The following is a 25003-nucleotide window of genomic DNA, read 5'->3' as shown; positions in this document are numbered from 1 at the left end:
GATATCGGACCGCGCTTACTGTGAGTGTTCCAATGTGGTCCGGATGAAGTAGGACGATACCACGCATGGAGTTAAATCAATACGAAGACTTCTCTGGTCCCACTGCGGCAAGGTGACTTATTCCGACAGTCGCAGCGATTATCCGAATTGTTCGGCGATGCCACTCCTGTCCGGGAGTGATCACCCCGGGGTCGGGAGCTGGGCGCCCAGCCACCGGGCCGCGGTCATCGCCGACCAGGCGGAGACCTCGACCAACGTCGGGGCGTCCGCCCCGGCGGCCCGACAGTCGCGCACGACCGCCGAGTCCACCTGATAGGAGGCGAAGGCGACCAGCAGGGCGAACCGGGCGACCGGCCGCTGCCGTTCGGGCATTCCCTCGACCAACCCCTCCACCCAGGCCCGGCTGATCCCCCGCGGACCGCCGCGCCAACCGACCAGGTTGACCTGCACCAGGTCCCGGACAGCCTCGGGGACCGAGCGGCGGCCAGCCTCGTCGATCGCGGCACAGGCCCGGCCGAAGGCCTGGGCGACAGTCGGGTTGCCGGCCGCCCAGGACAGGTCCGCCGGCAGCGGCGCGGCCGGCAGCAGGTCCAGCGAGAGACCGGGCCCGTGCGGACGTCGCGCGGCGCTCATCATGGCCCAGCCGAGCACCCTCAGCACGACGGGCAACGCCACCTCCGGCACACCCGGCGGCAGCGGCATGTCACGCAGGAACACGTTGACCATCCGGTTGAGGTAGTGCAGCAGCACCGCCACCCCGGCCAGTTCCGGGGTCTGGACGGCGGGGAACGGCGGCGGCTGCGGCGGGCCCCCGTCGGTCAGCATCGCCCAGTTGACGACCTCCTCCAACGCTGCCGCGCCGGCGTCGGGCCGGGCGGAGCCGCCGCCGGCGAGCAGGCCGAGCGCGTTGTTGTGGATGGTCGCGCAGTACGGGCAGGCGTTGCCCAGCGAGACCGCGGTGGCCACCGCCTCCTTGGCCGCGCGGGGGGCGGCACCGGGGACGACAAGCGTCTCCCGCAGCAGCATCCAGGCGGCGGCCAGCACCTCGGGAGCCGGGGCGTGCAGGGCCACCGGTGGGGCCAGCACACCGAAGTCCCTTTCCACCTGCCTGTACACCTCGGCCACCAGGCCGCTGGCCCGCCCGCGACGCACCGGGTCGACGTATCGAATCTGCGTCAACCCGAGCGCGCCCAGCACCGGTCGCAGAACACTTGCCGGCATCACGTACCTCATCCATCTCTGTGAATTGAACAGATTATCGGCGAAAAGTGCCTTCAGCCAGTGGGCTGTACGGTCCGACCGCGCCGACGGTTCAACCGTGGGAGTTCCCGCACTAGGCAATCTGGGAGAGCACCGGAGCTGCGACGACATGCCATCATGGGCCAGCGGAATCGCTGCCCGACCGCCGTCGCCAGCGTTTCCGTGTTGCCCCGCAGCCCCGTCGGAGATTGCTGCGGCCAGCGCCGACAGCGGCCCTGCTTCGTCGTGGAACGCAACGTCGCCCACCTGGCCCGGGATCGCCCGAGCAACGAGGAGATGGCCCATGGAAACGACGACGAGACAGCCGGGAATCAGAGTCCCGATGATTGACGAGGATCAGGCTCAGGGTCGCACCGCCGAACTCTACGAGGAAATCAAGGCGGTCACCGGGTTGCCATTCGTGCCCGACATGTTCCGGCTCACCTCCACCAATCCGCGGCTGCTCGCGGTGGTGATCGCCGGCTACGGCGGCATCTTCGGCGGGGAAACCCTGCCCCGGCACCTCAAGGAGCTGATCTCGGCCTGGACGTCCAAGCTGAACGGCTGCCCGTACTGCGTCGGAACGCACAGCTGGTTCCTGAGCCAGTTCGGCGGCAGCGACGAGCTGCTGGAGGCGGTGTCGGACGCCGACAGCGTCGAGGAGCTGCCTGTCGACGAGCGCACCATGCCGCTCATGCGGCTGGTGACGAAGGTGAGCACCGGCGCGTACAAGATCACCGACGCGGACTGGGAGAAGGCCGCGGCAGCTGGTTGGAGCGACGCCGAGATGCTGGAGGCGGTCTTCTGCGCCTGCCTGTTCGCGTTCATCAACCGCCTGGTCGACGCCACCGGGCTGGGCTCGTCGGTCGATCGCAGCCGCATCGCGCGGCTGGGCGACGAGTGATCTCCGGCCGGGAAGGGACGCCATCATGACCCAGTCACGCGCCATCCTGCTGACGGGCGCCTCGTCGGGCACCGGTATGTCCTCGGGCAGCGGCAAGGCCACCGCGCTGCGGCTGCACCGGGCCGGCTGGCCGGTCTACGCCACCGGACGTAACGTGGACGCCCTGGCCGACCTGGCCGACGAGGGCATCACGGTGCTCCACCTCGACGTCAACGACGAGGAGTCGATGACCGCGGCGGTCAAGCGGATCACCGACGAGCACGGGGCGGTCGGCACGCTGATCAACAACGCCGCGTACAGCCTCAACGGCACCATCGGGGAGACCCCGATGGACGAGGTCCGCGCCCAGTTCGAGACGAACGTCTTCGGGCTGTGCCGGCTCACCCAACTGGTCCTGCCGGGCATGCGGGAGCAGGGCGGCGGCCGGGTGATCATGATGTCGTCGATCTTCGGCATGTTCGCCACCCCGGGCCGGGGCTACTACCAGGCCACCAAGCACGCGCTGGAGGCCATCAGCGACTCCCTGCGCCTGGAGGTCGCTCCCTTCGGCATCAAGGTGGTGGTGCTCCAGCCGGCGCCCATCCTCGGCGGCTTCGTCCCCGACAGCGTCGCCGACCTGGGCATGGACTCGCACGAGAACCCCGCCCTGTACCGGGACTTCTGGGAGCACTTCGTCGACTGGCACCAGGCGTACCGGCTCAGCGACGACCCGCCGCTGCGCGGCAAGATCGCCGTCCGCGCCGAGAACGTCGCGAAGGTCCTCGAGACAGCGGTCTCCACCCCGAACCCGCGCATCCGCTACCGGCTCGGCATGCCGCCGCGCCTGCTGCCGAAGATGCGGGCGCTCATCGGTGAGCGCGGGTGGGAGAAGTTCGTCCGTGCGTTCTTCCCCACCCCCTGACCACCCGCACGAGCGGCGCCGACGGATCTCGTCGGCGCCGCTGCGCGTTGTCCGGAGTGCCGTCACGTCGTGCCGCCGTCAGGTCCGGGACTCGTCGATGCGCAGGGCCAGCGCCCGCCCGCCCCGAGGACGTAGCCACAACAGGGCGAGGACCACGACCAGGACGACGCCGTCGACGAACAGCAGGAAGGCGCTGAAGCCGTCGACGCCGTGCCCGTGCGCGTCGGCCACCACCTCGGTGCTGACCCGGCGCGCGGCGTCGTCCAGCGGGGCCGGAGCGACGCCCGTGCCCACACTGAACCGGTACGCCCCGGTGCTGGTCGTGCCGTCGACGAAGGTGACGTGGTAGGCGACCGTGTAGTCGCCGGCCGCGTCGACGTGCATCGGCAGCCGCAGGCGGGTGGAGCCGACCCGGACCGGCTCGGCGTCGGTGAGCCGCCCGCCACCGGCATCGAGCACCGCGACGTGCGACTGTCCCTCGTCGACACCGGCGCCGAAGCCCAGGGTCACCTCGGCGGGCGCGGCGGTGAGCGCCGCGCCGGCCGGCGGGTCGGTGGAGACCGGGCCACCGTCGGCCCGGGCCGCGCCGGAGGGGAACGCGAGCAGCCCGGCGACCGCCACCGCCACGGCGACGGCCGCCGCCCGGCGACGGCCGCCGGGCGGGCGGCTCAGCTCACGCGGCATGAGGGGCGAGGGACCGGCCGGCGATGCGGTGTCCGACGCAGCTGCACGTCATCAGCTCCTGTTCGCGCCGGTTCGGCCGCAGGTGCAGGTACATCGCGATCACCATGGGAACGAACACCACCGAGTTGTAGAACAGGTGCAGTTCCACCCGCGGCAGCACGAGCTGCAGGATGCTGGTCGGCACCTTCTGGCCGAAGAACATGGTGCCGGACTGCACCTGCCACAGCAGCAGGAAGTGCTCGATGTGGTGCCAGAACTGGATGGCCAACGCCACGGTCCACCAGGTGCGGGCACGCCCGACGAAGCCCCGGCGCAGTGCGAAGAGAAAGACCAACATCACGATGGCGTAGCCGTAGTGCAACCACTCGGAGGAGACCAGCCACGGGTAGAACTGGCCCAGCACGCCCCGCGCCTTCGGCCGGGGCATGCCGAGGACCCAGATCTGGTACGCCTGAACCAGGTGCTCGGCCCAGTGCGCCAACACGACGATGAGGAAGCCGTTGAGAGCGGCCCGGTGGTAGGCCCCGTTGAGCCGCGCGAGCAGCCCGGAAGACGGTGCGACGGCGAGGGATTGGGTCATCTTTGGCACCTTCCATGGAAACGCGGGAGAGTCCGCCGTACGGCCCGTGGAAAACGAGACAGCGGTTGCCGCGAAGCTAACCGGCCGGCCCGCGCCACGGTTCCTTCAGATTGCCCAGGTGCTGTCGGAGATCTGTCCGTTCCCGGAGTGCCGGGTCAGGATCCGATCCAGTTGGCGTGGAATCCGCTGGGCACCCGGCCGGGCAGGTGCACGACTGCCACCGGTGGCCCGGCGAAGTCGCCGGCGTCGAGCACGACCAGATCGCTGCGGTCGGTACGTCCGTCGTGGACGTAGGTCAGCAGCCACCCGTCGTCCTCGGCCGAGCGTGCGTCGCGCGGGACGAACACCGCCTCCCCCGCCTCCCGGTACGGCCCGAAGTCGTGCACCGCCACCTCCCGGCGCAGCAGGTCGTGACGCAGCAGCGCCGAGCCGCCCAGCACCCCCGCTCCGGACTGCATGGCCACGGTGTAGGCGTACCGGTGCGGCATCGTCTTGCGGCGCTCGTCGATGCGGGGGAACTCCTGCGGGATGTCGTCGAGCTGCTCGGCGGCGACGGTGCCCCGGGTCAGGTCCAGCGTCCAGCGCCACAGGGTCGGCGCGGTCTCCCCCGGGGCGTGCAGATCGCGGTCGAAGACCCGGGCGTGGCGCACCACGTCCACCACGCAGGTGTCGTCGACCTCGTAGGCGTTGACGGGGTGGAAGACGTAGCAGGGGTCGACGTCGAACCAGCGCACGTCGGCCCCCCGCCCTTCGCGGGGCAGCAGCCCGAGCCGTGCCGGTCGACCGGGCGACCACGCGTACGGGAAGCGGGAGCCCGAGCGGGCCAGCGCCGGCTGGAAGGTGACCGGCAGGTCGAACAGCACCGAGTGCCTGTCGGTCAGCGCCAGCGAGTGCATCAGCGGCGGGCCGCTGACCTCGATGCGCTCGCTGCGGCGCACCCGCCCCTGCGGGCTCAGCACGAGGTGTTCGACGTACGGCAGCTCGTGGTGGTAGGCCACGGCGAACAGCTCCCCGGTGACCGGGTCGCACTCGGCGTGCGCGGCGAAACCGTGCGGCAGGGTGGCGTCGAAGTCGATCCGGGCCACGGAGCCCAGTTCGTCGTCCAGCTCGACCGGCAGCACGCCCGCCTCGCCGAGGGCGAGGGTGCGCCCGCCGTGCCGGATGACGTTGGCGTTGGCATTGTCGGACAGCCCGTGCCGGGGGCCGGGCAGGGCGAGCTCACCAAGGGCGCGGGTGGTGCGGTCGGTGCGGATCCACCGGTTGCGGTACCACAGCGCACGGCCGGCGCGCAGGCGCACCCCGTGCACCATGCCGTCGCCGACGAGGGCGTGGCCGGGCAGGTCGCCACCCATCGGATTCGGCCCGATGCGGACGAGGCAGCCGTCCAGCTCGGCGGGCAGCCGCCCGGTGACGGTCAGGTCGAACTCCGTCGCCTCGGTGGCGACGGGGCGCCGGTTGTCGTTGCGAGAGAGGGTCTTGGGGGCGAGGGCGACGACGCTCACTGGGACCTCCACGAGCTGGGCGACCTTTTTGCGTATCGCGGTTACGTAACAGCGTTACTCCATCGAAGGTACGCCGGGCGTGAGACCATGTCAACGTGAGTCCCCGCCGAATCGACCCCAACCTGGCGACGGCCCTGCTCGAGGCCGCGGCCCGGCTGCTTGCCGAGGAGGGCACCGCCGGCCTCACCACCCGCCGCCTCGCCGCCGCCGTGGGCACCTCGACCACGGCCGTCTACACGCACTTCGGCGGCATGGACAACCTGGTCCGGGCGATGGTGCACGAAGGCTTCGCCCGCCTGCACCGGCGCATGGCGACCGTGCGGGCCACCTCCGACGCCGTCGCCGACGTGATGGCCCTCGGGCACGCGTACCGGGCCAACTCCCTCGACCACCCGCAGCTCTACCAGGTCATGTTCGGCAGCGGGGCGCTCGGCGGATTCGTCCTGGCCGACGGCGACCGGCAACACGGCAAGTACACGCTCCAGCCGCTTGTCGACGCGGTGGCCCGCGCCACCGAACAGGGCCGGTTCCGCGCCGGAGATCCGCTGCTGGCCGCGCAGAACATGTGGATCGCCCTGCACGGGCTGGTGAGCCTCGAACTCGGCGGCTACCTGATCGACCCGTACGACGCCGACGTCTGCTTCGAGGCACAGCTGCGCTCGCTGATGGTCGGCGCGGGCGACGGGTACGAGGCGACAGCCGCCTCGCTTGCCCGCGCCCGGCGCCGGCGCTCGCCCCGCGCCTGACGCGACAGCCGCGGCGCGACAGCGGCGGTACGGCGACAGCGGCGCAGCGGGCGGCACGGCAACGGCGGAGAAGCGGCGGCCAGCGCTCGGTGTGATGCTCAGGACGGGTCCCGAGCACGTCCGCAATGGAAGCGCATCCACCCCTGTCCGGCACGCCGACAGGATCGCCCATCCCCCACGCACCGAAGGACGCCGATGATGCACGGAATCGATTATCTGGTGGTCGGATCCGGCTCCGCCGGAGCCGCGCTGGCCGCCCGGCTCAGTGAGGATCCCGCCCGCCGGGTGCTGCTGCTGGAGGCGGGCCCCGACTTCGCGACGGTGGCCGAGACCCCGTCCGATCTGCTCGACGGCAGCGCCATGTCGATGGACCGCCACGACTGGCACTTCAAGGCCGAGATCACCGACCGCCGGCGGATCATCTTCCCGCGGGGGAAGGTCACCGGCGGATCGTCCGCCGTCGGCGCCACCATCGCACTGCGCGGCACCCCGGACAACTTCGACGAATGGGCCGAGCTGGGCAACCCGGCCTGGGCCTGGGACGAGGTGCTGCCGTTCTACAAGCGGCTCGAGGACGACCAGGACTTCGACGACCAGTACCACGGCAAGGGCGGCCCGATCCCGATCCGCCGGTTCACCCAGGACGAGATGGCCCCGGTGCAGCAGGTGTTCCACGACGCCTGCCTCAAGGCCGGTTTTCCCGACGTCGAGGACCACAACCACCCGGAGGCCACCGGCGTCGGCCCGATCCCGTCCAACCGCCAGGGCAACAACCGGTTCTCCACCGCGATGGGTTACCTCAGCGAGGCCCGGGGCCGGGAGAACCTGGAGATCCGCTCCGGGGTCCACGTCAACCGGGTGGTGTTCGCCGGCACCCGGGCGCGCGGCGTCGAGATCGCCAAGCCCGGCGGCGGCACCGAGGTGATCGAGGCCGGCACCGTGGTGCTGGCCGCCGGGGCGGTCAACTCGCCCGCCATCCTCATGCGCTCGGGCATCGGGCCCGCCGGCGACCTGCGGCGGCTCGGCATCGACGTGCTGCTGGACCGGCCCGGGGTCGGCGCCGACCTGATCGACCACCCGCGCACCGGCGCCTTCATGGTGCCGCAGGAGGGCAGTTTCGACCCGCAGGACGCGTTCCTCCAGACGATCCTGCGGACCACCGCGCCGGGTTCGGCGGAGTTCAACGACCTCCAGTACTACATGATCAACCATTTCGACCTGACGCTCTTCCCGGAGCTGCAGATGCTGGCCGCCGCAAAGACGATCTTCGGGGTGATGGTCGTGCACCAGCGGCCCGAGTCGCGGGGACGGCTCACCCTCACCTCCGCCGACCCCACCGCGCCGCCGGACGTCGCGCTCAACTTCCTCGACTCCGAGCGCGACATCCAGATCCTCGTCGACGCCGTGCGCCAGTGCTGGCAGTTCATGCAGACGGCGGGCATCAACGACCAGGGCCAGCGGTTCGTGGTGCTCGGCGAGGACATGGTCGCCGACGACGAACTGATGCGCCACTACGTCCGGCTCAGCCTGGACAGCGGCTACCACCCCGTCGGCACGGCCCGGATGGGCGTGGCCGGCGACGAGGGGGCGGTGGTCGACGAGCGGCTGCGGGTGCACGGCATCGAGGGCCTGTACGTCTGCGACGCCTCCGTCATGCCGTCGATCGTCAACTGCAACACCAACCTCACCTCCATCATGATCGGCGAGCGGCTCGCCGACTGGCTCAGGCAGTCCTGACCGGTCCCCGGCACGGGCGTCCCGCGGTGCGAAGTCCCGCAGGGCGCCCGTCCTGCTGTCCACCTCCGGGGGCGCAGCGGTCGGCGTTGCCGGCCGGCCCACAGTGAGTCGAGTCGCCGACGTCGTCGCGCCGGCCGCACCGTCACCGGCCGCGTAGCCGCTCATGGTCGTCCGGGCCTCCCTGCGTTCCAGGTCCGCATGTGGTCCGGGTCCCGTGTGGTCCGGGCCCCGTGTGGTCCGGGCCCCGTGTGGTCCGTGGTCGGGGCGCGTCATCGCCCGTGACTGACGGGTCCTGGTCCTCCGGGTGGCCGGAGGGAGAGCCTGCCGGGGCGCGTCGGGGCGCGTGATGTCGCATTCGACTCAGCGCTGTCGGTGCCGGCGAGTCACCGCCGCCGACGCCGACAGGTCCGCGCGCTCCACCTCAGGCCCACGGGCCGCCGCCGGGTGGCGGACGCCCGGTGGGCGCGAGCATGTGGTGTACGGAGCGCGCCCAGGGGGTGGCCAGCGCTCCGTACACCACGGTCAGGCAGGACGCGGCAGCGTCTAGACGGTGTTCTCGCTGACCGTGCGCGGCACCGGCACCGGGGCGGGCTGCTGCGCCTCGGCGGTCGGCACCGGCTCCTGCCGCTCGGCGGCGGCTGGCCCGGTCGGAACGCCCCGGTCCCGCAGGCCGATCCAGATCAGTGCCACGGAAACCAGGATCACGACGATCTGCACCTGCATGGCGAAGTGGACGCCGTCCAGCACGTCCGTGCGGGCGGCCACGAGCGCCCCGAAGATCGGGATACCGATGGTGACCGCGATCTGCTGGGCCAGGGTGGCCAGGCCGGTGGCCAGGCCCTGCTGCGAGTCGTCCAGGCCGGAGGTGGCGGTGACCGTGTAGGCGACGACTGCCGTGACGTGCCCGAAGTACATCAGGAACAGCGACGGCACGATCAGCGCCAGGCTCGGCGTCGTCGACGTGCCGGTCAACAGCAGCGGGACGGTGGTCAGGCCCTGCGCCAGCAGGCCGATGGCGAGCACGTTGCGGTAGCCGTACCTGCCGATCATGCGGCCGGCGATGACGCCGGCGACGACGGCCACCAGACCCGGGCCGCCGAACACCAGACCGGTGGTGAACGGCGCCATCTTGAGCACGTCCTGCATGTAGAGGGTGAGGCCGAAGTTGACGCCGCTGGCCATCACGAAGGCGACGATGCCGCCGTAGTTGCCCCACTTGATGTTGGGTCGGTTGAGCAGGGTCAGCGACACCAGGGGCGCCTTGGCCTTCAGCTCGACGAACCAGAAGGCCGCGATGAGCACCGCGCCGACGACGAGGGCGATCCAACTCTGCATGCTCACGCCGTAGACCAGGGCGAGCAGGCCGGCGGTGACCGTCACGGCGCCGGGCACGTCGAGCTTGACGCCGGCGGGCCGGACGCTCTCCTTGATGACCAGCGGGGTCAGCACCAGGATGGCGACCGCCACCGGCACGTTGATCCAGAACGCCCAGCGCCAGTCCAGGGCGCTGACCAGGCTGCCGCCGACCAGGGCGCCGACGGTGAAGCCGCCGGAGAGCAGCGCACCGTTGAGGCCGAGCACCCGGGCGCGGGCCCGCTCGTCGGAGACGGTCGTGATCAGCAGCGCCATCGCGGCCGGGATGGCGATCGCGTTGGCGAAGCCCTGCAGCACGCGGGCGCTGAACAGCATCTCCGGGTTGGTCGCGAAGCCGCCGAGCAGCGAGGCAACAGTGAGCAGCGCGATGCCGGTCAGGAACAGCCGCCGCCGGCCGAACAGGTCGGCGACCCGCCCGAACAGGAGCGTGAAGCCCGCGGCGGGCAGCGCGTACGCGCTTGCCACCCACGGCAGGTCCGCCAGCGACAGGCCGACGCCCTCGCCCATCCGGGGCAGCGCCACGTTGAGGATGGAGAAGTCGACAGACAGCATGAACTGCGCGCCGAGCAGGACGAATAGGGCAAGTTTCTGCGCGGAGCTGAGCTGCTCCGACGTGCTCTGGTTCTCCGCCATGACCACGAACACTAGGTAGCCGCGACCTCGCTACCTATCCCCCTGCCATGCGTACCACTGACAGTGGCACCCTTGCTGAGGGCATCTTCGGCATCCGCTGCCGGTCCCGACCAACGCTACCCGGTCGAGGCACTCTTCGAGCTTGCTCAATTTCGCACCCGGCGTCGAGAGGGACACCGGCCGCCCGGGAGAAAAATCCGTCGGGCGGCCGGCGCACGATCAGTCGACGAGCACTCCACAACCGACCGTGGTGATCGAGCCGGTGAGGCCGCTGGACAGGTCGGAGGCGAGGTAGACGGCCGTGCCGGCCACGTCGGCCAGGGTCACCGCCCGACCCAGCAGCGGGTTCGGCATGCCCGGCTTGGCCGCCAGCATGTCCTCCAGCGTCGCCCCGTTCGCCTCGGCCGCGCGTCGCCACGTCTCGCGGACGTAGGAGCCGTGCCGCACGCTCTCCGGGATCGCGTCGGGACGCAGGCAGACCACGCGCACCCCGAACGGGCCCACCTCGCCGGCCAGCTCCCGGGAGAGCGACTCGATGCCGGCGCAGGCCACCCCGAAGCCGCCCGAGGGCATGGGTGCCCGCGCGGCGGACGTCGACAGGATGACGATGACCCCGCTGTGTTGCTCCACCATCCGTCGCGCCGCCGCCGACGCGGTGAGGAACTGGGTGCGCACGAAGGTGTTCATCGGCATCAGGAAGTCGTCGAGGCCCAGCTCGCGCAGCGGGACGCCCTGCACGTGGTCCAGGCCGACGGCGTTGAACGACACGTCGATACGCCCGGCCCGTTCGGCGACCAGCGCCGCGTGGGCCTCGACCGCCGCCTGGTCGAGCGCGTCGACCTGGTGGGCGTACGCCCGGCCGCCCTCGGCGGTGATCTCCTTGGCGAGCGTCTCCACCCGGTCGAGGTGGTGACCGGCCAGGTACACGGTCGCGCCCTCCCGGGCGTAGGCGCGCGACACCGCGCTGCCCAGCGCGCCCGCGGCGCCGTAGACGATCGCGGTCCTCTTCTCCAGCAGCATGTCTGATCCCCTCGTCATGGCCCGGCGATGCCGGACCGGGTTCGTCAGACCGACGGGTGAACCTCGGGGAAATATACATTTCCCTGCTGATTCATCCTGCTTGATCCGGAAGACCGCCGGTGACCTCCGCCAACCGGTCCCGCAGGTACCGACGCTCGACGTCGTTGCCCGCGAGCTCCACCGCCCGCCGGTACGCCCCGGCCGCGTCGGCAGGACGGTCCAGCCGGCGCAGCAGATCGCCGCGGACGGCCGGGACGAGGTGGTGGCCGGCCAGCTCGCCGGAGCGTTCCACCTGCTCCAGCAGCGCCAGGCCCCGCTGCGGGCCATCCGCCATCCCCACCGCCACCGCCCGGTTGAGCCGCACCACGGGAGACGGCGTCAGTTGGGCCAGCTCGGCGTAGAGCCCGGCGATCTGGGGCCAGTCGGTACGGGCCGCGTCGGGGGCGGTGGCATGACAGGCGGCGATCGCCGCCTGCACCTGGTAGGGGCCCGGTCGCCCCTGACGCAGCGCCCGGTCCAGCAGGCCCACCCCCTCGGCGATCCGACCCTGATCCCACCGCCGGCGGTCCTGCCGCTCCAGCGGCACCAGGCCGCCGCGGGCGTCGGTGCGCGCGTCGCGCCGGGCGTCGTGCAGCAGCATCAGCGCGAGCAACCCGAGGGTCTCCGGGTCGTCGGGCAGCAGCCGGGCCAGCAGGCGGCCCAGCCGCACGGCCTCCGCGCACAGCCCGCACCGCAGCAGGTCCCCGCCGGCCGTGGCGGCGTACCCCTCGGTGAACAGCAGGTACAGCACCGCCCGTACGGCCGTGGCCCGGCGGGGCAGCTCGCCGGCCGGCGGCAGTTCACCGCACAGGCCCGCGTCGCGGACGCCGCGCCGGGCCCGCACCAGGCGCTGGGCGAGGGTTCCCGGCGCGACCAGCAGGACGCGGGCGATCTCCGCCGGGCCGAGCCCCAGGACGGTACGCAGGGTCAGCGCGACCTGCGACGGCAGCGACAACGTGGGATGGCAGCAGGTGAAGATCAGCCGCAACTGGACGTCCCGGATCACCGGCGGCACCGGCGGGGTCTCGTCGTACGCCGGGAGGGTGGCCGCGGCCTCGCGCAGCCGGGCGGCGGCCATGTTCTCGTGGCGCAACCGGTCGACGGCCCGGTTGCGCGCCACGGTGGTCAGCCAGGCCCCGGGCCGGCGCGGCACACCCTCGTCGCGCCAGCGTCGCAGCGCGATGGCGAAGGCGTCCTGCACGCAGTCCTCGGCCAGGCCCCGGTCGCCGGTGAGGCCGACCAACCCGCCGACGAGCTGGCCGTATTCCCGGCGGAACGCCCCGGCAACGGCGGCGTCGACCGCGAACGTCAGCGGGTCCAGACCGGCCTCACCTCGATGGTGCCCAGCTCGGCGAACGGGTGCAGGGCGGCCAGCTCCGTCGCCTCGTCGAGGTCGGCGCAGCGCAGCAGGACGAACCCACCCACCTGCTCCCGGGCCTCGATGAACGGGCCGTCGGAGACCAGCACGGCTCCGGACCGGGCCCGCACCGTGCGGCCGACCCGGCCGGGGCGCAGGCGCTGCCCGCCGGCGAACGCCCCCCGTCGCTGCACCTCGTCGAGCCAGGCGCGGTGCCGGGGGTGTTCGTCGAGCTCCGCCGGGCTCAGCTCGCCGGCCTCGTCGTGAAAGATCACCAGTGCGTACTCCACGGCCCCTCCCAGGTCCGCGCATTACAACGAGGCAGCACGCAGGAAGAAGCGGGCGGTGCTCGGCTCGGCCAGTCTTGGGGCAATCCGTGCCCGCCGAGGAGGCATCCCATGCGTCAGTCACAGGTCACCGTCAACGGCATCGACATCGCATACCGTGAGCTGGGCGAGGGCCCCCTGGCCCTGCTCGTGCACGGCTTCCCGTTCACCCCCAACACGTACCGGCACCTGATGCCGGCGCTGGCCGACGCCGGCTACCGGGTCGTGGCGCCGTTCACCCGGGGCTTCGCCCCCAGCTCGGTCCCGCCGCCGGGCCGCGAGCACATCCGCGACCTGATGGCCGACGTCAACGCCCTGCACGAGGTCCTCGGCGGCGACGAGCGGGCGGTGCTGATCGGCCACGACTTCGGCGCCGCCGTCTCGTGGTGTGCGGCCGTGCAGGCGCCGCAACGCTGGTCGCGGCTGGTCGCCTGCGACGTGCCACCGTTCCAGTTCTTCGGCGAGTTCGTGCTCGACCCCAGGGGCATCGACGTCCAGGTCCACTTCTGGTTCTTCCAGATGGCTGCCGCCGACGAACTGGTCGCCGCCAACGACCTGGCCTTCCTCGAATTCATGCTGCACAAGTACTCGCGCGACGGCTACGACGTCACGCAGGACCTGGCCGACATCCGGGCCGCCCTCGGCAACCCGGAGAACCTGCGCGCCGCCCTGGGCATGTACCGGACCAACTTCCCGGCGGCGACCTTCGGCAGCCCGGAGTGGGCGGCCGAGCAGGGCGCGCTGTGGGGTGCCCTGCCGACCCAGCCGACGCTGAACATCTTCGGTGCGCAGGACGTCTCGTTCGCGATGGACGAGGAGAGGCTCGCCCGGATCGTCGAGGCCCTGCCGAAGGGTTCGGCCGGCGCGCTGGTCCCCGACTCGCGACACGTTCCGCTCACCGAGCAGCCGGAGATCACCAACGCCCACATCCTGCGTTTCCTGGCCGAGACGGCCTGAACGTCCGTTCAGGACACTGATCGGGTCCGGCCGGGCACGGCACCCCGCTCCGCCCGGCCGGAAACCGTTGGTACTTCCACCGTGGGTACCACTGACAGTGTCATGCTCGTCGGTCATACTGGTTCGCATGAATTCGCTGGGCGAGTTCCTCCGATCGCGACGCGGCGTCATCAGCCCGCAGGACGCCGGCCTGACCCGCTACGGCGAGCGGCGGCGGGTCTCCGGGCTACGCCGCGAGGAGCTGGCCCAGCTCGCCGGCGTGAGCGTCTCCTACTACACCAGGCTGGAGCAGGGCCAGGCACACAACGTCTCCGACGAGGTGCTCGACGCCGTCGCCCGGGCCCTGCGGCTCGACGACGACGAGCGGTCCCACCTGTTCGTGCTCGCCCGCCCAGGCCGGGCGGCGCCCGAGCGGACCGCCCTGGCCCACGCCGCGCCACCGGCCCTGCGCCAGATGCTCGCGATGATGCCCGACGTGCCGGCGATGGTGCTCGGCGCCGCGACCGACGTGCACGCCTGGAACCCGCTGGGCCACGCGCTGCTCGCCTGGCACCTCGACGAGGCACCCAACATGAGCCGCTCGGTCTTCCTCGACCCCCGCATGCGCGAGCTGTACGCCGACTGGCCGGGCAAGGCCCGCTCGGTGGTGGCCTACCTGCGGATGGCAGTGGGCCGCTACCGGGGCGACCAGCGGATCGTCGGGCTGGTCGAGGAGCTGCTGTCGCGCAGCCCGGAGTTCGCCGGGATGTGGGCCGAGCACCCGGTGAGCACCTGCGAGACGATGACCTACGACATGGCCCACCCGGTGGTCGGGGCGCTGACGGTCAACCAGCACACGCTGCGGCTGGAAGAGATGTCCGACCTGATGCTGGTGACGTTCACCGTCGAGGCGGGGTCGCCGTCGGCGGCGGCGTTGCGGATGCTCGGCGGCATCCCCCGACGCGCACCGGCCCCGGTGCCGGCGCCTCGGCACAGCGTCACCGTCCCCTGAGCCGCCCGCACCCGCGACACAGCAGGTCATCCCCACGACGCGCCCGGCGGGCCGTCGCACACAGGCCCGCCCACGCACCCCGGACAGTGCACGCGCACGGCGGCGGCCGGCTCCCGGGGGCGGGATGAGCCGCCCGGCCGGGAACCGGCCGCCCCAGCGGGTGGAGCGCCGCCGCGCCCCACCGCGCCGGCGTCACTGCGTCCCGGCCTCCGCCGCCTGCACGGCCGCGCCCTCGTGCTGCACCCGGAACTTGTTCACCCCGGTCCACCAGTTCTCACCGGGGTTGGCGGCCTCGTCGGAGCCGTAGCGGTCGTGGTGCCGCCACCAGTCCCACGGGTGCGCCAGCTCCTCCTCCTGCCGGCCGAGCGGGGTGACGTCGAGGTAGTTGTAGGTGTTGATGAACACCTCGCCGCCCCGGTCGAACACCGAGCTGGCGTGGAAGATCTTCTCGCCCTCGCGGATGAACGAGCTGACCGCCGGCAGCTCGCCCTTGTCCATCGAGACGTTGAAGTCGTAGTTGAAGTCGCTGCCGTACGACGAGACCCACGGGATGTGGCTCCAGCCCATCCGGGCCTTGAACTGCTCGATCTTCTCCAGCGGGGCACGGGCGATCATCACGAACGAGGAGTCCCGGGCGTGCATGTGCGACAGGTCCCCGACGTTGTCGGCCTGCATCGAGCAGCCGACACAGCCCTCTTCCGCCTCCGGGGCGAACATGAAGTGCCGCACGATGAGCTGACGGCGGCCCTGGAACAGGTCGAGCAGTGTCACCCGGCCTGCGGGCGAGTCGAAGACGTACTCCTTCTCCACCGGCACGACGGGCATGGCCCGGCGGGCGGCGCTGAGCTGGTCGCGGGCGCGCGTCAGCGCCTTCTCCTCCTCCAGGAGCTTCTCCCGCGCCACGATCCACTCATCACGCGAGACGATCTGCGGAAAACTCATCGTTCCTCCCTAGACGGTCGCCGCCGGGCCGGGGTCAGGCCGGGCGACACCTGCGAGCGTGACACGGGCCCGAACGGCCGACTTCTCCGCTCGTGCCCTTCCGCCACTGGTCATGAGTCGACACCGAGCAATCCGGAAGAGGTGACGGCCCACGGGGTGTGACAGCGTCGATGGTGCCTGGCCGACACGACCCCGGTCGATCCGGTCACCCGTTGAGGAGGACACGTGCCCACGACCACCGAAGCACCCACCCGCGAGGAACTGGTCCAGCGTGCGGCGGGTCTAGTCCCGCTGATCCGCAAGCACGCGGCGTGGCAGGAGGAGAATCGTCGGCTCCACGACGAGACGGTCGCCGCGATCGAGGAGGCGGGGCTGTTCAGGCTCCGCACGCCCCGACGCTACGGCGGCTACGAGGCGGACACCCGCACGCTCGTGGCCGTCGCCACCGAGTTGGGCCGGGGCGACGCCAGCACCGCCTGGGTCACCTCGGTGCTGTGGATTCCCACCTGGCTCGCCGGCCTGTTCCCCGACGAGGCCCAGGACGAGGTGTTCGCCGTACCCGACACCCGGGTGTGCGGCACCAACAGCGTCGGCGGCACGGCCGTGCCCACCGACGGGGGCGTCGTCGTCAACGGCAGCTGGCACTTCATCAGCGGGGCCCACCACGCGCAGTGGCAGGAGATCGCGGTGGTCGTGTTGCGCCCGGACGCCGAGCCGGAGCCGATCATGGCGCTGGTGCCGATCGGCAGCCTGGAGATCGTCGACGACTGGTACACCACCGGCCTGACCGCCACCGGCAGCGTCACCACCGTGGCCCGGGACGTGTTCGTCCCGAGCAGCCACATCATCCCGATGAGCGCGGCGATGATCCCGCAGGGCCTGTCGCAGGGCAACGCCGACTCGCCCGTCTGGCGTACCCCGGCGGCGCTCAACGCGGCGGCCTCCGGCGTGGGGGCGGTCGTCGGCGTGGCGAAGTCCGCCCGCGACGAGTTCTTCGACCGGCTGCCCGGCCGGAAGATCACCTACACCGAGTACGAGAACCAGAGCGAGGCCCCGATCACCCACCTGAAGGTCGGCACCGCGCTGATGAAGATCGAGCAGGCCGAGTTCCACGCGTACCACGCCGCCGACCTGGTCGACAGCTTCGCGGCCACCGGCGCGGAGTGGACCCTCGAGCAGCGGGCCCGGGTCCGCGCCGACCAGGGCTGGGCGACCCGGCTGGCCAAGGAGGCGGTCGACATCTTCGCCTCCGCCGGTGGGGGCACGTCCATCTACCGCGACGTGCCGATCCAGCGGATCGTGCGGGACGTCAACGCGATGAGCCTGCACGGGCTGATCAACCCCGACACCAACACCGAGTTGTACGGCCGGATCGTCTGCGGCATGGGTCCGAACACCCTGTTCATCTGAGCCTTCCCCACGTGGCGGGCCGCCCGGCGCACCCCTCGCCGGGCGGCCCGTCGCACCCCCTGCTGGTTGGGCGACCACTCGTCGCCAGGCGCGCAGCGCGTTGATCCGAGCCGTCCGTGACGTCGGCAACGGTGATCCGGCCCGGCCGCCCTGACCGGCCGCCCGCAGCTCAGCCGAGCGAGCAGGGCGTCCCGTTGAGGGCGAACGAGGACGGGCTGCCGGTGCCACCGGTGTGGGTGGCCACGAACCCGATGGCGATCGCGGCACCCGGCCCGATGACGACGTGGTCGTCGAGGCCACGGGCGGTGACATTGCCGCTGGACGGCGAGTACACCGCGTTCCAGTCGCTGGTGATGCGTTGCCCGGCGGGCAGCGGGAACGTCAGCCGCCAGGAGGTGACAGTGGTCAGGCCGGTGTTGGTGATGGTGATGCTGCTGGTCAGGCCGGTGTCCCAGGTGTAGACCGAATAGCGGACGTTGCACGCGGCCCCGCTCGGCGGGGGGTTGGTCGGCACCGCGGTGCTCGCCGGCGGAGTCATGCTGGGCGGCGGAGCGCTGCCGGGCGGCGGAGTCGTGCTGGTCGGCACGGTGGCCGGCAGGCCGGTGCCGTCCAGGGCTGCGGCAAACGTCACGGCCGCCGCAGTGACACCGAGAAGGCTGCTCTTCAGTCCCATGGTGGCTGCGATTCCTCCGGGGGTCGGCGCACGGCAGCGCGACGGAACGAGGGACGCCGGACGCCGGACGCCGGTGATCGTTCGGTTCGCCTCGCGAGCACCAGCATTAATCGGTATGTTTCGATTGTCAAGCCGGCGGTGGAGCCGACGAAGGGGATCCCCTCGCCCCTGTTCGGTCTGCGGACCGCCGTGACGGTCCTTACGGCGCGTGCTCGGCGTCGGGGGCGGGGTGCGGTGGCGGGTAGGTCGGGCGGCGGGCGAGGGGTCGCTCGATTCAGGGGTGCATGCCAGGCAGATGCCCTCGCTCGTCGGCCCGTCGAGTACCTGCCGCTCGACCTTCGTCGTCATGTCCCAGGTCCGCGTGCCCCTTCCGGAGGGCACCAGCCAGAAACAGGCACTCCGACCAGCTCGCGACGGATCGACGCCGCGGATCGGTCAGCACCTCGTCGTCCAGTTCCACACCTGTCTCATCCTCGAGCCGCGAGGCCAGCGCCATCCTGTCGAATGAACTCAGGCCCAGCATCGCGAGGTCCCGGAACCGCAACGCCTCGTGCTGGATGAGCTCATCTTCGGTGAAGCTCGGCGGGCCGCTCGCGGCCAAGGCGTCGATGACCGCCGCGGCGACCAGGTGTCCGCATGCACGACGGCGCCGGTCCTCCCGGCTCATGCGTCCCCCGCCCGGACAAGTGCGATGATCTTCTGCCGATCCGGTTTGCCGACCGCGTCCGACGGCAGGCTGTCGCATCGGATGATCCGTGGGATCGGAACGTCGTCCGGCAGGGATGCCAGGCATGCTTCGAGCTCTGCCGCGTTCGGGTCGACCCCTGCCACCACGGCGTAGAGCCGCTCTACCTCGGGTCTGTCCGGGCTGGCCGTCGTCAGAAGGTGCACGGCTTCGACGCCGTTGACGCCCCGCAGCACACGCTCCAGGTGGTAGGCGTCGATGAACCGGTCGTTGAGGCGAATGGCGGGCCGGAGCCGCTCCAGGAAACGCACGACACCGTCGGCGTCGTGGTGCACCAGATCACCGGTGTGCCAGGTACAGCTGGGCGGTTCGGTGGAGTCCAGGTAGCCCTCGACGGGAGCATCCAGCTGCAGCTGCAGCTCACCAGAGTGGCCGGGTAGCGGATGGACGACCTTGACGCCCGAAACAGGTCGGCCGATCCCCCGGTTCCCGATGAACGTCCCACCTGTCTCCGATGCCCCGTATCCCCGCGTCAACTGGACTCCGAACCGCGCGCCGAATTCCTCGTCCAGTTGGTCGGAGACGGCACCGGCACCGACGAAGGCGCAACGCAGGACACGCCCACCGGGATGGCGCGTGGTCCCGGCGAGAAGTCGCGCGGCCAGTGGAGTCAGCGCCACCACCGTCGCCGCGCCGCTGTCTATCTTCCGTGCCACCGCGGACGGCCGGACCATGGGTTGTGCGTCAACAGCGCAGCCGCTCAGCAATCCGCTCATCGCCGTACCCCAGCCGAGCGAGTGGGCCAGCGGTATCGGGACGAGCAACCGGTCCTCTTGACTCAGCGACAGACCATCCTGGTAGCCGTCAGCCTCCATGAGTACGCTCGCGATGCCACGTCGCACCACTTTGGGTCGGCCGGTGCTGCCCGAGCTGACGTGAAGAACGGCAGTCGTCCCGAGTCCCTCCGGCACGGGTTGCCCCGACCGCGCGGCGTGCACTGTGAGGTCCGCCTCGATCCGAAACGAGGCGAGGCCGCTCGGCGCGTCGGAACTGCGCAGGCACGGCAGGGGAATCGCGTCGCGGCTCCACAGTGCCATCGCCGCGACAGCGACGCCCTCCCCCCGCAGATCGTCGAGCATCACGACGTCGCCCGCTCGCACACCCGCTTCGGTCAGTCGCTGGCCGAGCGCTCCGCACCGCTCCTGAAGCCCGATGGGCTGTGGCGCCCGACCCAGGATGCGAGCGGTCAGCGCTGGACGAGTAAAGGTCATCTCTCCGCAGCCGCCGCTTCCTTGCCGGTCATGCCGGACGACCCGCGCCGTCGGGCAGAAAGATCGAACCCCGGATGCCGAGGCCGGCGTTGCGGACGATCTCCTGCACGTGCTGCATCCGCACGACGAACCGATTCTTTCCGTAGATGAGGTACCGCTGGCGATCGCTCTCCGCCGTGAAGTTGATCGTCAGGACGTTGGCGCCCGCCTCCAGACCCCTTGCCTGCCCTCCGCTGTCCGCCTTCTCCAGCGCGCTCACCGACGGAATGAGCAGGTGTGGATAGCAGATGCGAAGGCATGCGATGGAGTTGAGCGCGAGGTCGAGGGAGCCGCTGGGCTGGTCCGCGAGGGGCGTGTCCGGTGCCGGGGCGAAGGAACTCACGCTACACATGTGGACGCCGAGTCGCCCGGCGAGCTCGATGTCGTCGACGATGCTCTCGATCCGCTGGCCAGGCAGGTCGGAGATGAATCCGGTGCCCACCTTGTAGCCCAGATCGAGCAGGTCCCGCAGGCTCTCCAGTCGGGACTCCAGGGTCTCCCCGCGAACCTGCTCATGAAGGGCGGCGTCGCTTGTCTCGTGCTTGAGGATGTAGCTCGTGGCTCCGGCCTGTCGCAGTTCGGAGTACTGATCCCTGGTGAGGCTGCCGAGATTGAGCAGCACCTCGACGCGGCCTCCGTAGAGTTCTTTGATGGCCGCGATCGCCTCCTTGACCGCAGCCAGCACCCGCGGCGCCTCGCCGCCCTGCAGCAGGATGACGTCGATACCGGCTTCGTGAATCTCGCGAGCTCGTTGGACGATCTCGTCGCTGCTCATGAAGTAGCGGTCGTTGTACCGGGTGTTGTCGCGGCGCATGGGGCAGTAGTCGCAATTGACGCGGCAGACATTGGTGACTTCTATTACCCCACGGAGGACGATGCTTCGCGCGAAGTGCTTGTCACGTAGGCGGCGTGCCTCAGCGAATAGTTCCTGCTGACGCGATCCGCGAGCATCGAGTGCAGCACGGATTTCCGAGGTAGAAAGCATGCTCACAGCCATTCAGGAAGTCGTCGCGCCGCAGCGCGATGGCACTGGATGGGTGTCGATTGGATGTGGCTGCCGAACAGCCAGACTGTCCGAAGTGATGCGCGTCACGCACCTCCCTCACGCGAGTCACGAACCCGCGCGTTTCCCCGTAGATGCATCTCTGCGATCACCCTAGCAGCACGAGCGAAGTTCATCGATTGATTTACCGACTTTCTTCGCACTCGACGAGCGACTGCCACACACGCCGCAGCACACTTGCCCCATCGAAGTGTGAGGATGTAGCGTCGTAGCGGTGCTGGACTCGACACCAGACCACGACGCCGCACCTATTCGTGAGGGCGCGACAGATCAGCAGACCGGCGCCGGGTATGCAGTCGCCGCATCCTTCTCCGGCGCACGCGGCGAAACGGCGCCGCTGACCTGGGGTCAACAGGGCATCTGGGACGCGATCCAACGCAACGCGCCGGGCCACTTCAACGTCGGAACGGTTGTCGCGGTACCGCCGGGGCTGAAGCAGGATGCCCGCACGATCGCGGCGGCGATCGGACGCCTGCTCGACCGGCACGAATCACTGCGGACCAGGATCCTCGCTGTCGACGGCGAGTATCGGCAGGCGGTGGAGCGCTCCGGCGCCCTGCGCGTCGAGGTCGTGAAGGCCGGAGGTTCGGGGATCCACGCGGTTGCCCACCGGCTGCGATCCATGGCGTACGACTACGCGCGGGGTGACCTCCCGCTGCGCGTTGCCCTGGTCACGAGGGGCGGCGCCATAGAGCACGTCCTCCTGACGTTGTGCCATTCCGCCGCCGACCTGCAGGGGCTGAGCGTCGTCCGGGAGGATCTCGCCAAACTGTTGGAAGGTGCGGAACTCCCCGGCCAGGTCCCGCAGCCTGTGGATCTGGCCCGGAATCAGCTGCTTCCCGCCGCGCGACGGCGTTCGGCCAGGTCCGTGGAGTACTGGACGAGGCAGATCGGGCGGGTCCGATCGTCGATGTTCACCGAGGCCGAACCGCCTCAGACCCCTGCGTTCCGGAGCGCGCTGCTGACGTCGCCGGCGGTCGGGGCGGCCGCCCGGCTCCTCGCCGCGCGGCACGGCGTCGGCGAATCCACGGTGCTACAGGCGGCCTGCGTGTGCGTGCTCACCAGCTGGACCGGTCAGCACCGGTGCCACCTGCAGTCGTTGACCAGCAACCGGTTCTGGCCCGGCCACCAGGGCATGGTGACGCACATGTGCCAGCAGGGCCTCTTCGTGCTCGACGTCTCTGCGGCGTGGACGTTCGACGACCTGCTCTCCGCGACCGACCGCGCCGCAGCCGAGGCACACTGGCACGCGTACTACCGCCAGCGGGACTTGGACGCGGCGGTGGAAAGGCTGCAAGCGGAGGACGGCGTGGTCCAACGCGACTGTTACTTCAACGACACCCGCTCTGACGGCCCGCCGGTCTGGACCGCGGCGAGTCAGCCCCAGGAAGACGAACTTGTCGTGTCGACGTCAGCAGACAGCGCCGTCGCGGTGCCCGCAGACAGCACCGACGTCCGTCGCCTGGCGGCGGAGACGTCCTTCAGATGGCAGGCCGATCCAGGGTGGCTGCAGTGCAGGTTCTCTCTCAAGATTTTCGGTCCGCCGGCTGTTCCTCGCGTTTCCCTCAGCGCCGACACCAGATACCTACCGGCGGCGCGGATCGAACAGTTCCTCGCGGACTTCGAGGGCTGTCTGGTGAGGGCGAGCGAGGATTCGAGGACCATGGCGGTCGTCCGGTAGCGGGCCATGGGCATGGCGTCGTCAGGTAGCTGCGGGTCACGGCGGTGATCAGGCCGGGTCAGCGACGGGGGGCCTGGCGGGTGGCGCGGGCGATGTCGGTCGTGCCGGTGATGCGGTGCCAGCCGGCGTCACCGAGCCGGGGCGTCACCGAACCACGGCACCACTTCAAGCCCGGTCGCGGCTTCCCGAAGGGTCGGTGAAATAGGTCATGTAGGTCGACGCGTGCGGGTTCCAACGACGTCGCAACGGGTCGTGGACGACCCGGCTCACGAGACCGACCGGGGTGACCAACAGGTAATACACCAGGGCAAGTAGAGCGGTCCCCATCAGGCTCCTTCCGACGATTGGCAGGCAGGCGAACGGCGCTAGTCCATCGGAATCCGCGAGCGCCATTCGTCGTCCTGCAACGGAGGCTGCGTCGCCTTCTCCAGCAGGTGGTCGCCGATCGCGAGCAGATCGATGTCGGTACGCATGAAGCATGTGTAGGCGTCGTCCGGCGTACACACGATCGGTTCGCCCCGGACGTTGAACGACGTGTTCACCAGGACCGGGCATCCGGTCGCATGATTGAACGCGGTCAGCAACCGATGAAAGTGCGGATTGTCGTCTGCTCGGACGTGCTGCACTCGGGCGGAGAAGTCCACGTGGGTGACCGCGGGGATCGATGAACGCGGGATCCTCAGCAGATCCAGCCCCGTGGACCGGCTCGTGGGCTCGACGTCCAACCGTCGCGCAGCGGATACGTTCGCCACCAGGAGCATGTATGGACTGTCCTGGCTCAGGTCGAAGTAGTCCTTGGCGTCCTCCGCCAGCACCGCCGGTGCGAACGGCCGGAAGGACTCCCGGAATTTGATCTTGAGGTTCATCCTGGACTGCATGTCGGGGTCCCTCGGGTCACCCAGGATCGAGCGTGCCCCGAGAGCGCGTGGCCCGAACTCCATCCGGCCCTGAAACCAGCCGACCACCTTGCCGGCAGCAAGCGCGGCGACGACCTGGTCGATCAGGGCGGCCTGACCCAGCGTCCGGTAGACCGCCCCCCGGCGCTCCAGGCTGGCCCGGATCTCGGCACCGTCGAAGTCCGGTCCGAGCAGCGCCCCGGACATCGCGTCGCGGCCGGTGCCCAGGTGCACACGGGATGCGCCGCGGGCCATCGCCACGGACAGAGCCGCGCCCAGCGCTCCGCCGGCATCACCGGCGGCGGGCTGAATCCAGACCTCGTCGAAGACCCCCTCGCTGGCCAACCTGCCGTTCGCCACACAGTTGAGTGCCACTCCCCCGGCCAGGCACAGCCTGCGCTCGCCTGTCAGCTGGCGTGCGGTGCGCGCCAGCCGGAGGACCACGTCTTCGGTCACCTGCTGCACCGACGCGGCCAGGTCGAACTCGCGCTCGGTGAGCGGAGATTCGGGATCGCGGCGCGGCCCGCCGAAGAGCCGTTCGAAGCCATGACCGGTCATCGCCCGGCCACGCAGAAACTCGAACCAGCGCAGGTCGAGCCGGAACGACCCGTCTGGCTTGATGTCGATCAGGTGCTCCCGGATGAGGTCCGTGTGGCGTGGCGTGCCATAGGGGGCCAGCCCCATGAGCTTGTACTCACCCGAGTCGACCTTGAACCCGCAGAAGTAGGTGAACGCGGAGTACAGCAGGCCCAGCGAGTGCGGGAAACGCAGTTCCGCGAGCTGGCGCAGCTGGATGCCGGTGCCGTGCCACAGCGTCGTGGTGGCCCACTCGCCGACGCCGTCGACCGCCAGCACGGCGGCGGACTCGTACGGGCTCGGAAAGAACGCCGAGGCCGCATGCGACAGGTGATGCCGACCGGTGACGATCCGCGGCGGTTCGCCCATGTCGAGGTCGGTCAGGTGGCGGCGAATGTCGCGGCGTATGGCGAGCTTCCAGGACAACCAGGACGGCAGCGTGTCGCGGAACGTCCGGAAGGCCCGGGGAGCCGCACCCGCGTAGCTGGCCAGCACCCGCCGAAACTTCAGCACGGGGTCCTCGTAGTAGGCCACGGTGGACACGTCCGGTAACGCCACCCCGGCTGAGTCCAGGCAGTACCGGACGGCAGCGGCCGGGAACGCCGGGTCGTGCCGGCGCCGGCTGAAGCGTTCCTCGTGCGCGGCGGCGATCGGGACCCCGTCGGCAAGCAGCGCCGCGGCGCTGTCGTGGTAGTGGGCGGACACCCCCAGGACCAGGTCAGGCATCGCGGCTCCGCCGGACGACCGGATCAGAACATGGGGTACGTGGAGCCGTCA

The 25003-nt window shown here is 70.6% G+C and carries 22 protein-coding genes; 8 read left to right on the top strand and 14 right to left on the bottom strand.

The annotated features are described in order from the left end of the window. Positions 1-180: 180 nt before the first annotated feature. The gene (locus AC0AIB_RS03000) at positions 181-1221 is read right to left on the bottom strand and encodes a carboxymuconolactone decarboxylase family protein (RefSeq protein ID WP_465095956.1); all 1041 of its coding nucleotides are present in this window, start codon (positions 1219-1221) and stop codon (positions 181-183) included. Positions 1222-1543: 322 nt separating this feature from the next. Between AC0AIB_RS03000 and AC0AIB_RS02995 the strand changes: the two genes are divergently transcribed. Together AC0AIB_RS02995 and AC0AIB_RS02990 are read left to right on the top strand one after the other, a co-directional pair. After that, complete coding sequence (locus tag AC0AIB_RS02995) at positions 1544-2143, top strand: carboxymuconolactone decarboxylase family protein (protein WP_328345517.1); 600 nt, start codon at positions 1544-1546, stop codon at positions 2141-2143. A 25-nt stretch (positions 2144-2168) separates the two neighbouring features. Further along, positions 2169-3044 carry an SDR family NAD(P)-dependent oxidoreductase gene (locus tag AC0AIB_RS02990; RefSeq protein ID WP_328345515.1) on the top strand — a complete coding sequence of 292 codons (876 nt, stop codon included), beginning with the start codon at positions 2169-2171 and terminating at the stop codon, positions 3042-3044. Positions 3045-3122: 78 nt separating this feature from the next. Here the strand turns inward: AC0AIB_RS02990 and AC0AIB_RS02985 are convergent, their stop codons facing one another. The 3 genes from AC0AIB_RS02985 to AC0AIB_RS02975 form a co-directional block, all read right to left on the bottom strand. Further along, the gene (locus tag AC0AIB_RS02985; protein WP_328345513.1) at positions 3123-3728 is read right to left on the bottom strand and encodes a copper resistance CopC family protein; all 606 of its coding nucleotides are present in this window, start codon (positions 3726-3728) and stop codon (positions 3123-3125) included. Then, the gene (locus AC0AIB_RS02980; RefSeq protein WP_328345511.1) at positions 3718-4308 is read right to left on the bottom strand and encodes a hypothetical protein; all 591 of its coding nucleotides are present in this window, start codon (positions 4306-4308) and stop codon (positions 3718-3720) included. The genes AC0AIB_RS02985 and AC0AIB_RS02980 overlap by 11 nt, the downstream gene beginning before the upstream one ends. A gap of 155 nt (positions 4309-4463) precedes the next feature. Continuing rightward, positions 4464-5810 carry a carotenoid oxygenase family protein gene (locus AC0AIB_RS02975; RefSeq protein ID WP_328345509.1) on the bottom strand — a complete coding sequence of 449 codons (1347 nt, stop codon included), beginning with the start codon at positions 5808-5810 and terminating at the stop codon, positions 4464-4466. A gap of 95 nt (positions 5811-5905) precedes the next feature. On the opposite strand from AC0AIB_RS02975, the gene AC0AIB_RS02970 reads away from it, so the two are divergent. Then, positions 5906-6556 (top strand): TetR-like C-terminal domain-containing protein, encoded by a 651-nt coding sequence (locus AC0AIB_RS02970; protein ID WP_328345507.1) that lies wholly within the window; start codon positions 5906-5908, stop codon positions 6554-6556. Between the two features lie 198 nt (positions 6557-6754). Beyond that, positions 6755-8293 (top strand): GMC family oxidoreductase, encoded by a 1539-nt coding sequence (locus AC0AIB_RS02965; protein WP_465095955.1) that lies wholly within the window; start codon positions 6755-6757, stop codon positions 8291-8293. Between the two features lie 543 nt (positions 8294-8836). On the opposite strand, the gene AC0AIB_RS02960 is transcribed toward AC0AIB_RS02965, so the two are convergent. The 4 genes from AC0AIB_RS02960 to AC0AIB_RS02945 all read right to left on the bottom strand — a co-directional run bounded on the left by AC0AIB_RS02960 (position 8837) and on the right by AC0AIB_RS02945 (position 13006). Continuing rightward, a complete protein-coding gene (locus AC0AIB_RS02960; RefSeq protein ID WP_328345505.1) occupies positions 8837-10300 on the bottom strand; it encodes an MFS transporter in 1464 nt (487 codons plus the stop codon). Positions 10301-10519: 219 nt separating this feature from the next. Beyond that, positions 10520-11320, bottom strand: a complete 801-nt coding sequence (locus tag AC0AIB_RS02955) for an SDR family NAD(P)-dependent oxidoreductase (protein WP_465095954.1) — start codon at positions 11318-11320, stop codon at positions 10520-10522. Between the two features lie 91 nt (positions 11321-11411). Then, entirely contained in the window at positions 11412-12671 is a 1260-nt protein-coding gene (locus AC0AIB_RS02950) for an RNA polymerase sigma factor (protein ID WP_465095995.1), read from the bottom strand. Then, positions 12668-13006 carry a YciI family protein gene (locus tag AC0AIB_RS02945; protein ID WP_328348751.1) on the bottom strand — a complete coding sequence of 113 codons (339 nt, stop codon included), beginning with the start codon at positions 13004-13006 and terminating at the stop codon, positions 12668-12670. The genes AC0AIB_RS02950 and AC0AIB_RS02945 overlap by 4 nt, the downstream gene beginning before the upstream one ends. Positions 13007-13114: 108 nt before the next feature. On the opposite strand from AC0AIB_RS02945, the gene AC0AIB_RS02940 reads away from it, so the two are divergent. Together AC0AIB_RS02940 and AC0AIB_RS02935 are read left to right on the top strand one after the other, a co-directional pair. Next, positions 13115-13999, top strand: a complete 885-nt coding sequence (locus AC0AIB_RS02940) for an alpha/beta fold hydrolase (protein ID WP_328345501.1) — start codon at positions 13115-13117, stop codon at positions 13997-13999. 127 nt (positions 14000-14126) lie between these two features. Next, positions 14127-14990 carry a helix-turn-helix transcriptional regulator gene (locus tag AC0AIB_RS02935; RefSeq protein WP_328345499.1) on the top strand — a complete coding sequence of 288 codons (864 nt, stop codon included), beginning with the start codon at positions 14127-14129 and terminating at the stop codon, positions 14988-14990. A 192-nt stretch (positions 14991-15182) separates the two neighbouring features. Here AC0AIB_RS02935 and AC0AIB_RS02930 read toward each other — a convergent pair whose 3' ends face one another. Beyond that, positions 15183-15932, bottom strand: coding sequence for a DUF899 domain-containing protein (locus AC0AIB_RS02930; RefSeq protein ID WP_328345497.1), 750 nt, complete (start codon positions 15930-15932; stop codon positions 15183-15185). Between the two features lie 225 nt (positions 15933-16157). On the opposite strand from AC0AIB_RS02930, the gene AC0AIB_RS02925 reads away from it, so the two are divergent. Further along, positions 16158-17342, top strand: a complete 1185-nt coding sequence (locus AC0AIB_RS02925) for an acyl-CoA dehydrogenase family protein (RefSeq protein WP_328345496.1) — start codon at positions 16158-16160, stop codon at positions 17340-17342. Between the two features lie 169 nt (positions 17343-17511). On the opposite strand, the gene AC0AIB_RS02920 is transcribed toward AC0AIB_RS02925, so the two are convergent. The 4 genes from AC0AIB_RS02920 to AC0AIB_RS02905 form a co-directional block, all read right to left on the bottom strand. Next, on the bottom strand, positions 17512-18015 hold the full coding sequence (locus AC0AIB_RS02920; protein ID WP_328345494.1) for a cellulose binding domain-containing protein: 504 nt from the start codon (positions 18013-18015) through the stop codon (positions 17512-17514). A gap of 274 nt (positions 18016-18289) precedes the next feature. Then, positions 18290-18682, bottom strand: coding sequence for an acyl carrier protein (locus AC0AIB_RS02915; protein WP_328345493.1), 393 nt, complete (start codon positions 18680-18682; stop codon positions 18290-18292). After that, complete coding sequence (locus tag AC0AIB_RS02910) at positions 18679-19971, bottom strand: class I adenylate-forming enzyme family protein (protein WP_465095953.1); 1293 nt, start codon at positions 19969-19971, stop codon at positions 18679-18681. Before AC0AIB_RS02910 ends, AC0AIB_RS02915 begins: the two co-directional genes overlap by 4 nt. A 28-nt stretch (positions 19972-19999) precedes the next feature. After that, complete coding sequence (locus tag AC0AIB_RS02905; protein ID WP_465095952.1) at positions 20000-21007, bottom strand: biotin synthase BioB; 1008 nt, start codon at positions 21005-21007, stop codon at positions 20000-20002. A 280-nt stretch (positions 21008-21287) separates the two neighbouring features. Here AC0AIB_RS02905 and AC0AIB_RS02900 point away from each other — a divergent pair, with 280 nt between their 5' ends. Further along, positions 21288-22754 (top strand): condensation domain-containing protein, encoded by a 1467-nt coding sequence (locus AC0AIB_RS02900; RefSeq protein WP_465095951.1) that lies wholly within the window; start codon positions 21288-21290, stop codon positions 22752-22754. A gap of 365 nt (positions 22755-23119) precedes the next feature. Here the strand turns inward: AC0AIB_RS02900 and AC0AIB_RS02895 are convergent, their stop codons facing one another. After that, positions 23120-24952, bottom strand: coding sequence for a carbamoyltransferase family protein (locus tag AC0AIB_RS02895; protein WP_465095950.1), 1833 nt, complete (start codon positions 24950-24952; stop codon positions 23120-23122). Positions 24953-25003: the final 51 nt, after the last annotated feature.

It is taken from the genome of Micromonospora sp. DSM 43699, from assembly GCF_055517075.1.
Note: the sequence above shows the minus strand (reverse complement) of the source record. Positions and strands in the feature narration are given on the sequence as shown.

Coding starts and splice junctions, on each gene's coding strand:
- AC0AIB_RS02920 (WP_328345494.1), bottom strand. CDS start 18,015: ATGGGACTGAAGAGCAGCCTTCTCGGTGTCACTGCGGCGGCCGTGACG.
- AC0AIB_RS02995 (WP_328345517.1), top strand. CDS start 1,544: ATGGAAACGACGACGAGACAGCCGGGAATCAGAGTCCCGATGATTGAC.
- AC0AIB_RS02980 (WP_328345511.1), bottom strand. CDS start 4,308: ATGACCCAATCCCTCGCCGTCGCACCGTCTTCCGGGCTGCTCGCGCGG.
- AC0AIB_RS02935 (WP_328345499.1), top strand. CDS start 14,127: ATGAATTCGCTGGGCGAGTTCCTCCGATCGCGACGCGGCGTCATCAGC.
- AC0AIB_RS02940 (WP_328345501.1), top strand. CDS start 13,115: ATGCGTCAGTCACAGGTCACCGTCAACGGCATCGACATCGCATACCGT.
- AC0AIB_RS02965 (WP_465095955.1), top strand. CDS start 6,755: ATGCACGGAATCGATTATCTGGTGGTCGGATCCGGCTCCGCCGGAGCC.
- AC0AIB_RS02905 (WP_465095952.1), bottom strand. CDS start 21,007: ATGGCTGTGAGCATGCTTTCTACCTCGGAAATCCGTGCTGCACTCGAT.
- AC0AIB_RS02930 (WP_328345497.1), bottom strand. CDS start 15,932: ATGAGTTTTCCGCAGATCGTCTCGCGTGATGAGTGGATCGTGGCGCGG.
- AC0AIB_RS02955 (WP_465095954.1), bottom strand. CDS start 11,320: ATGCTGCTGGAGAAGAGGACCGCGATCGTCTACGGCGCCGCGGGCGCG.
- AC0AIB_RS02915 (WP_328345493.1), bottom strand. CDS start 18,682: ATGAGCCGGGAGGACCGGCGCCGTCGTGCATGCGGACACCTGGTCGCC.
- AC0AIB_RS02895 (WP_465095950.1), bottom strand. CDS start 24,952: ATGCCTGACCTGGTCCTGGGGGTGTCCGCCCACTACCACGACAGCGCC.
- AC0AIB_RS02985 (WP_328345513.1), bottom strand. CDS start 3,728: ATGCCGCGTGAGCTGAGCCGCCCGCCCGGCGGCCGTCGCCGGGCGGCG.
- AC0AIB_RS02990 (WP_328345515.1), top strand. CDS start 2,169: ATGACCCAGTCACGCGCCATCCTGCTGACGGGCGCCTCGTCGGGCACC.
- AC0AIB_RS02910 (WP_465095953.1), bottom strand. CDS start 19,971: ATGACCTTTACTCGTCCAGCGCTGACCGCTCGCATCCTGGGTCGGGCG.
- AC0AIB_RS03000 (WP_465095956.1), bottom strand. CDS start 1,221: ATGCCGGCAAGTGTTCTGCGACCGGTGCTGGGCGCGCTCGGGTTGACG.
- AC0AIB_RS02960 (WP_328345505.1), bottom strand. CDS start 10,300: ATGGCGGAGAACCAGAGCACGTCGGAGCAGCTCAGCTCCGCGCAGAAA.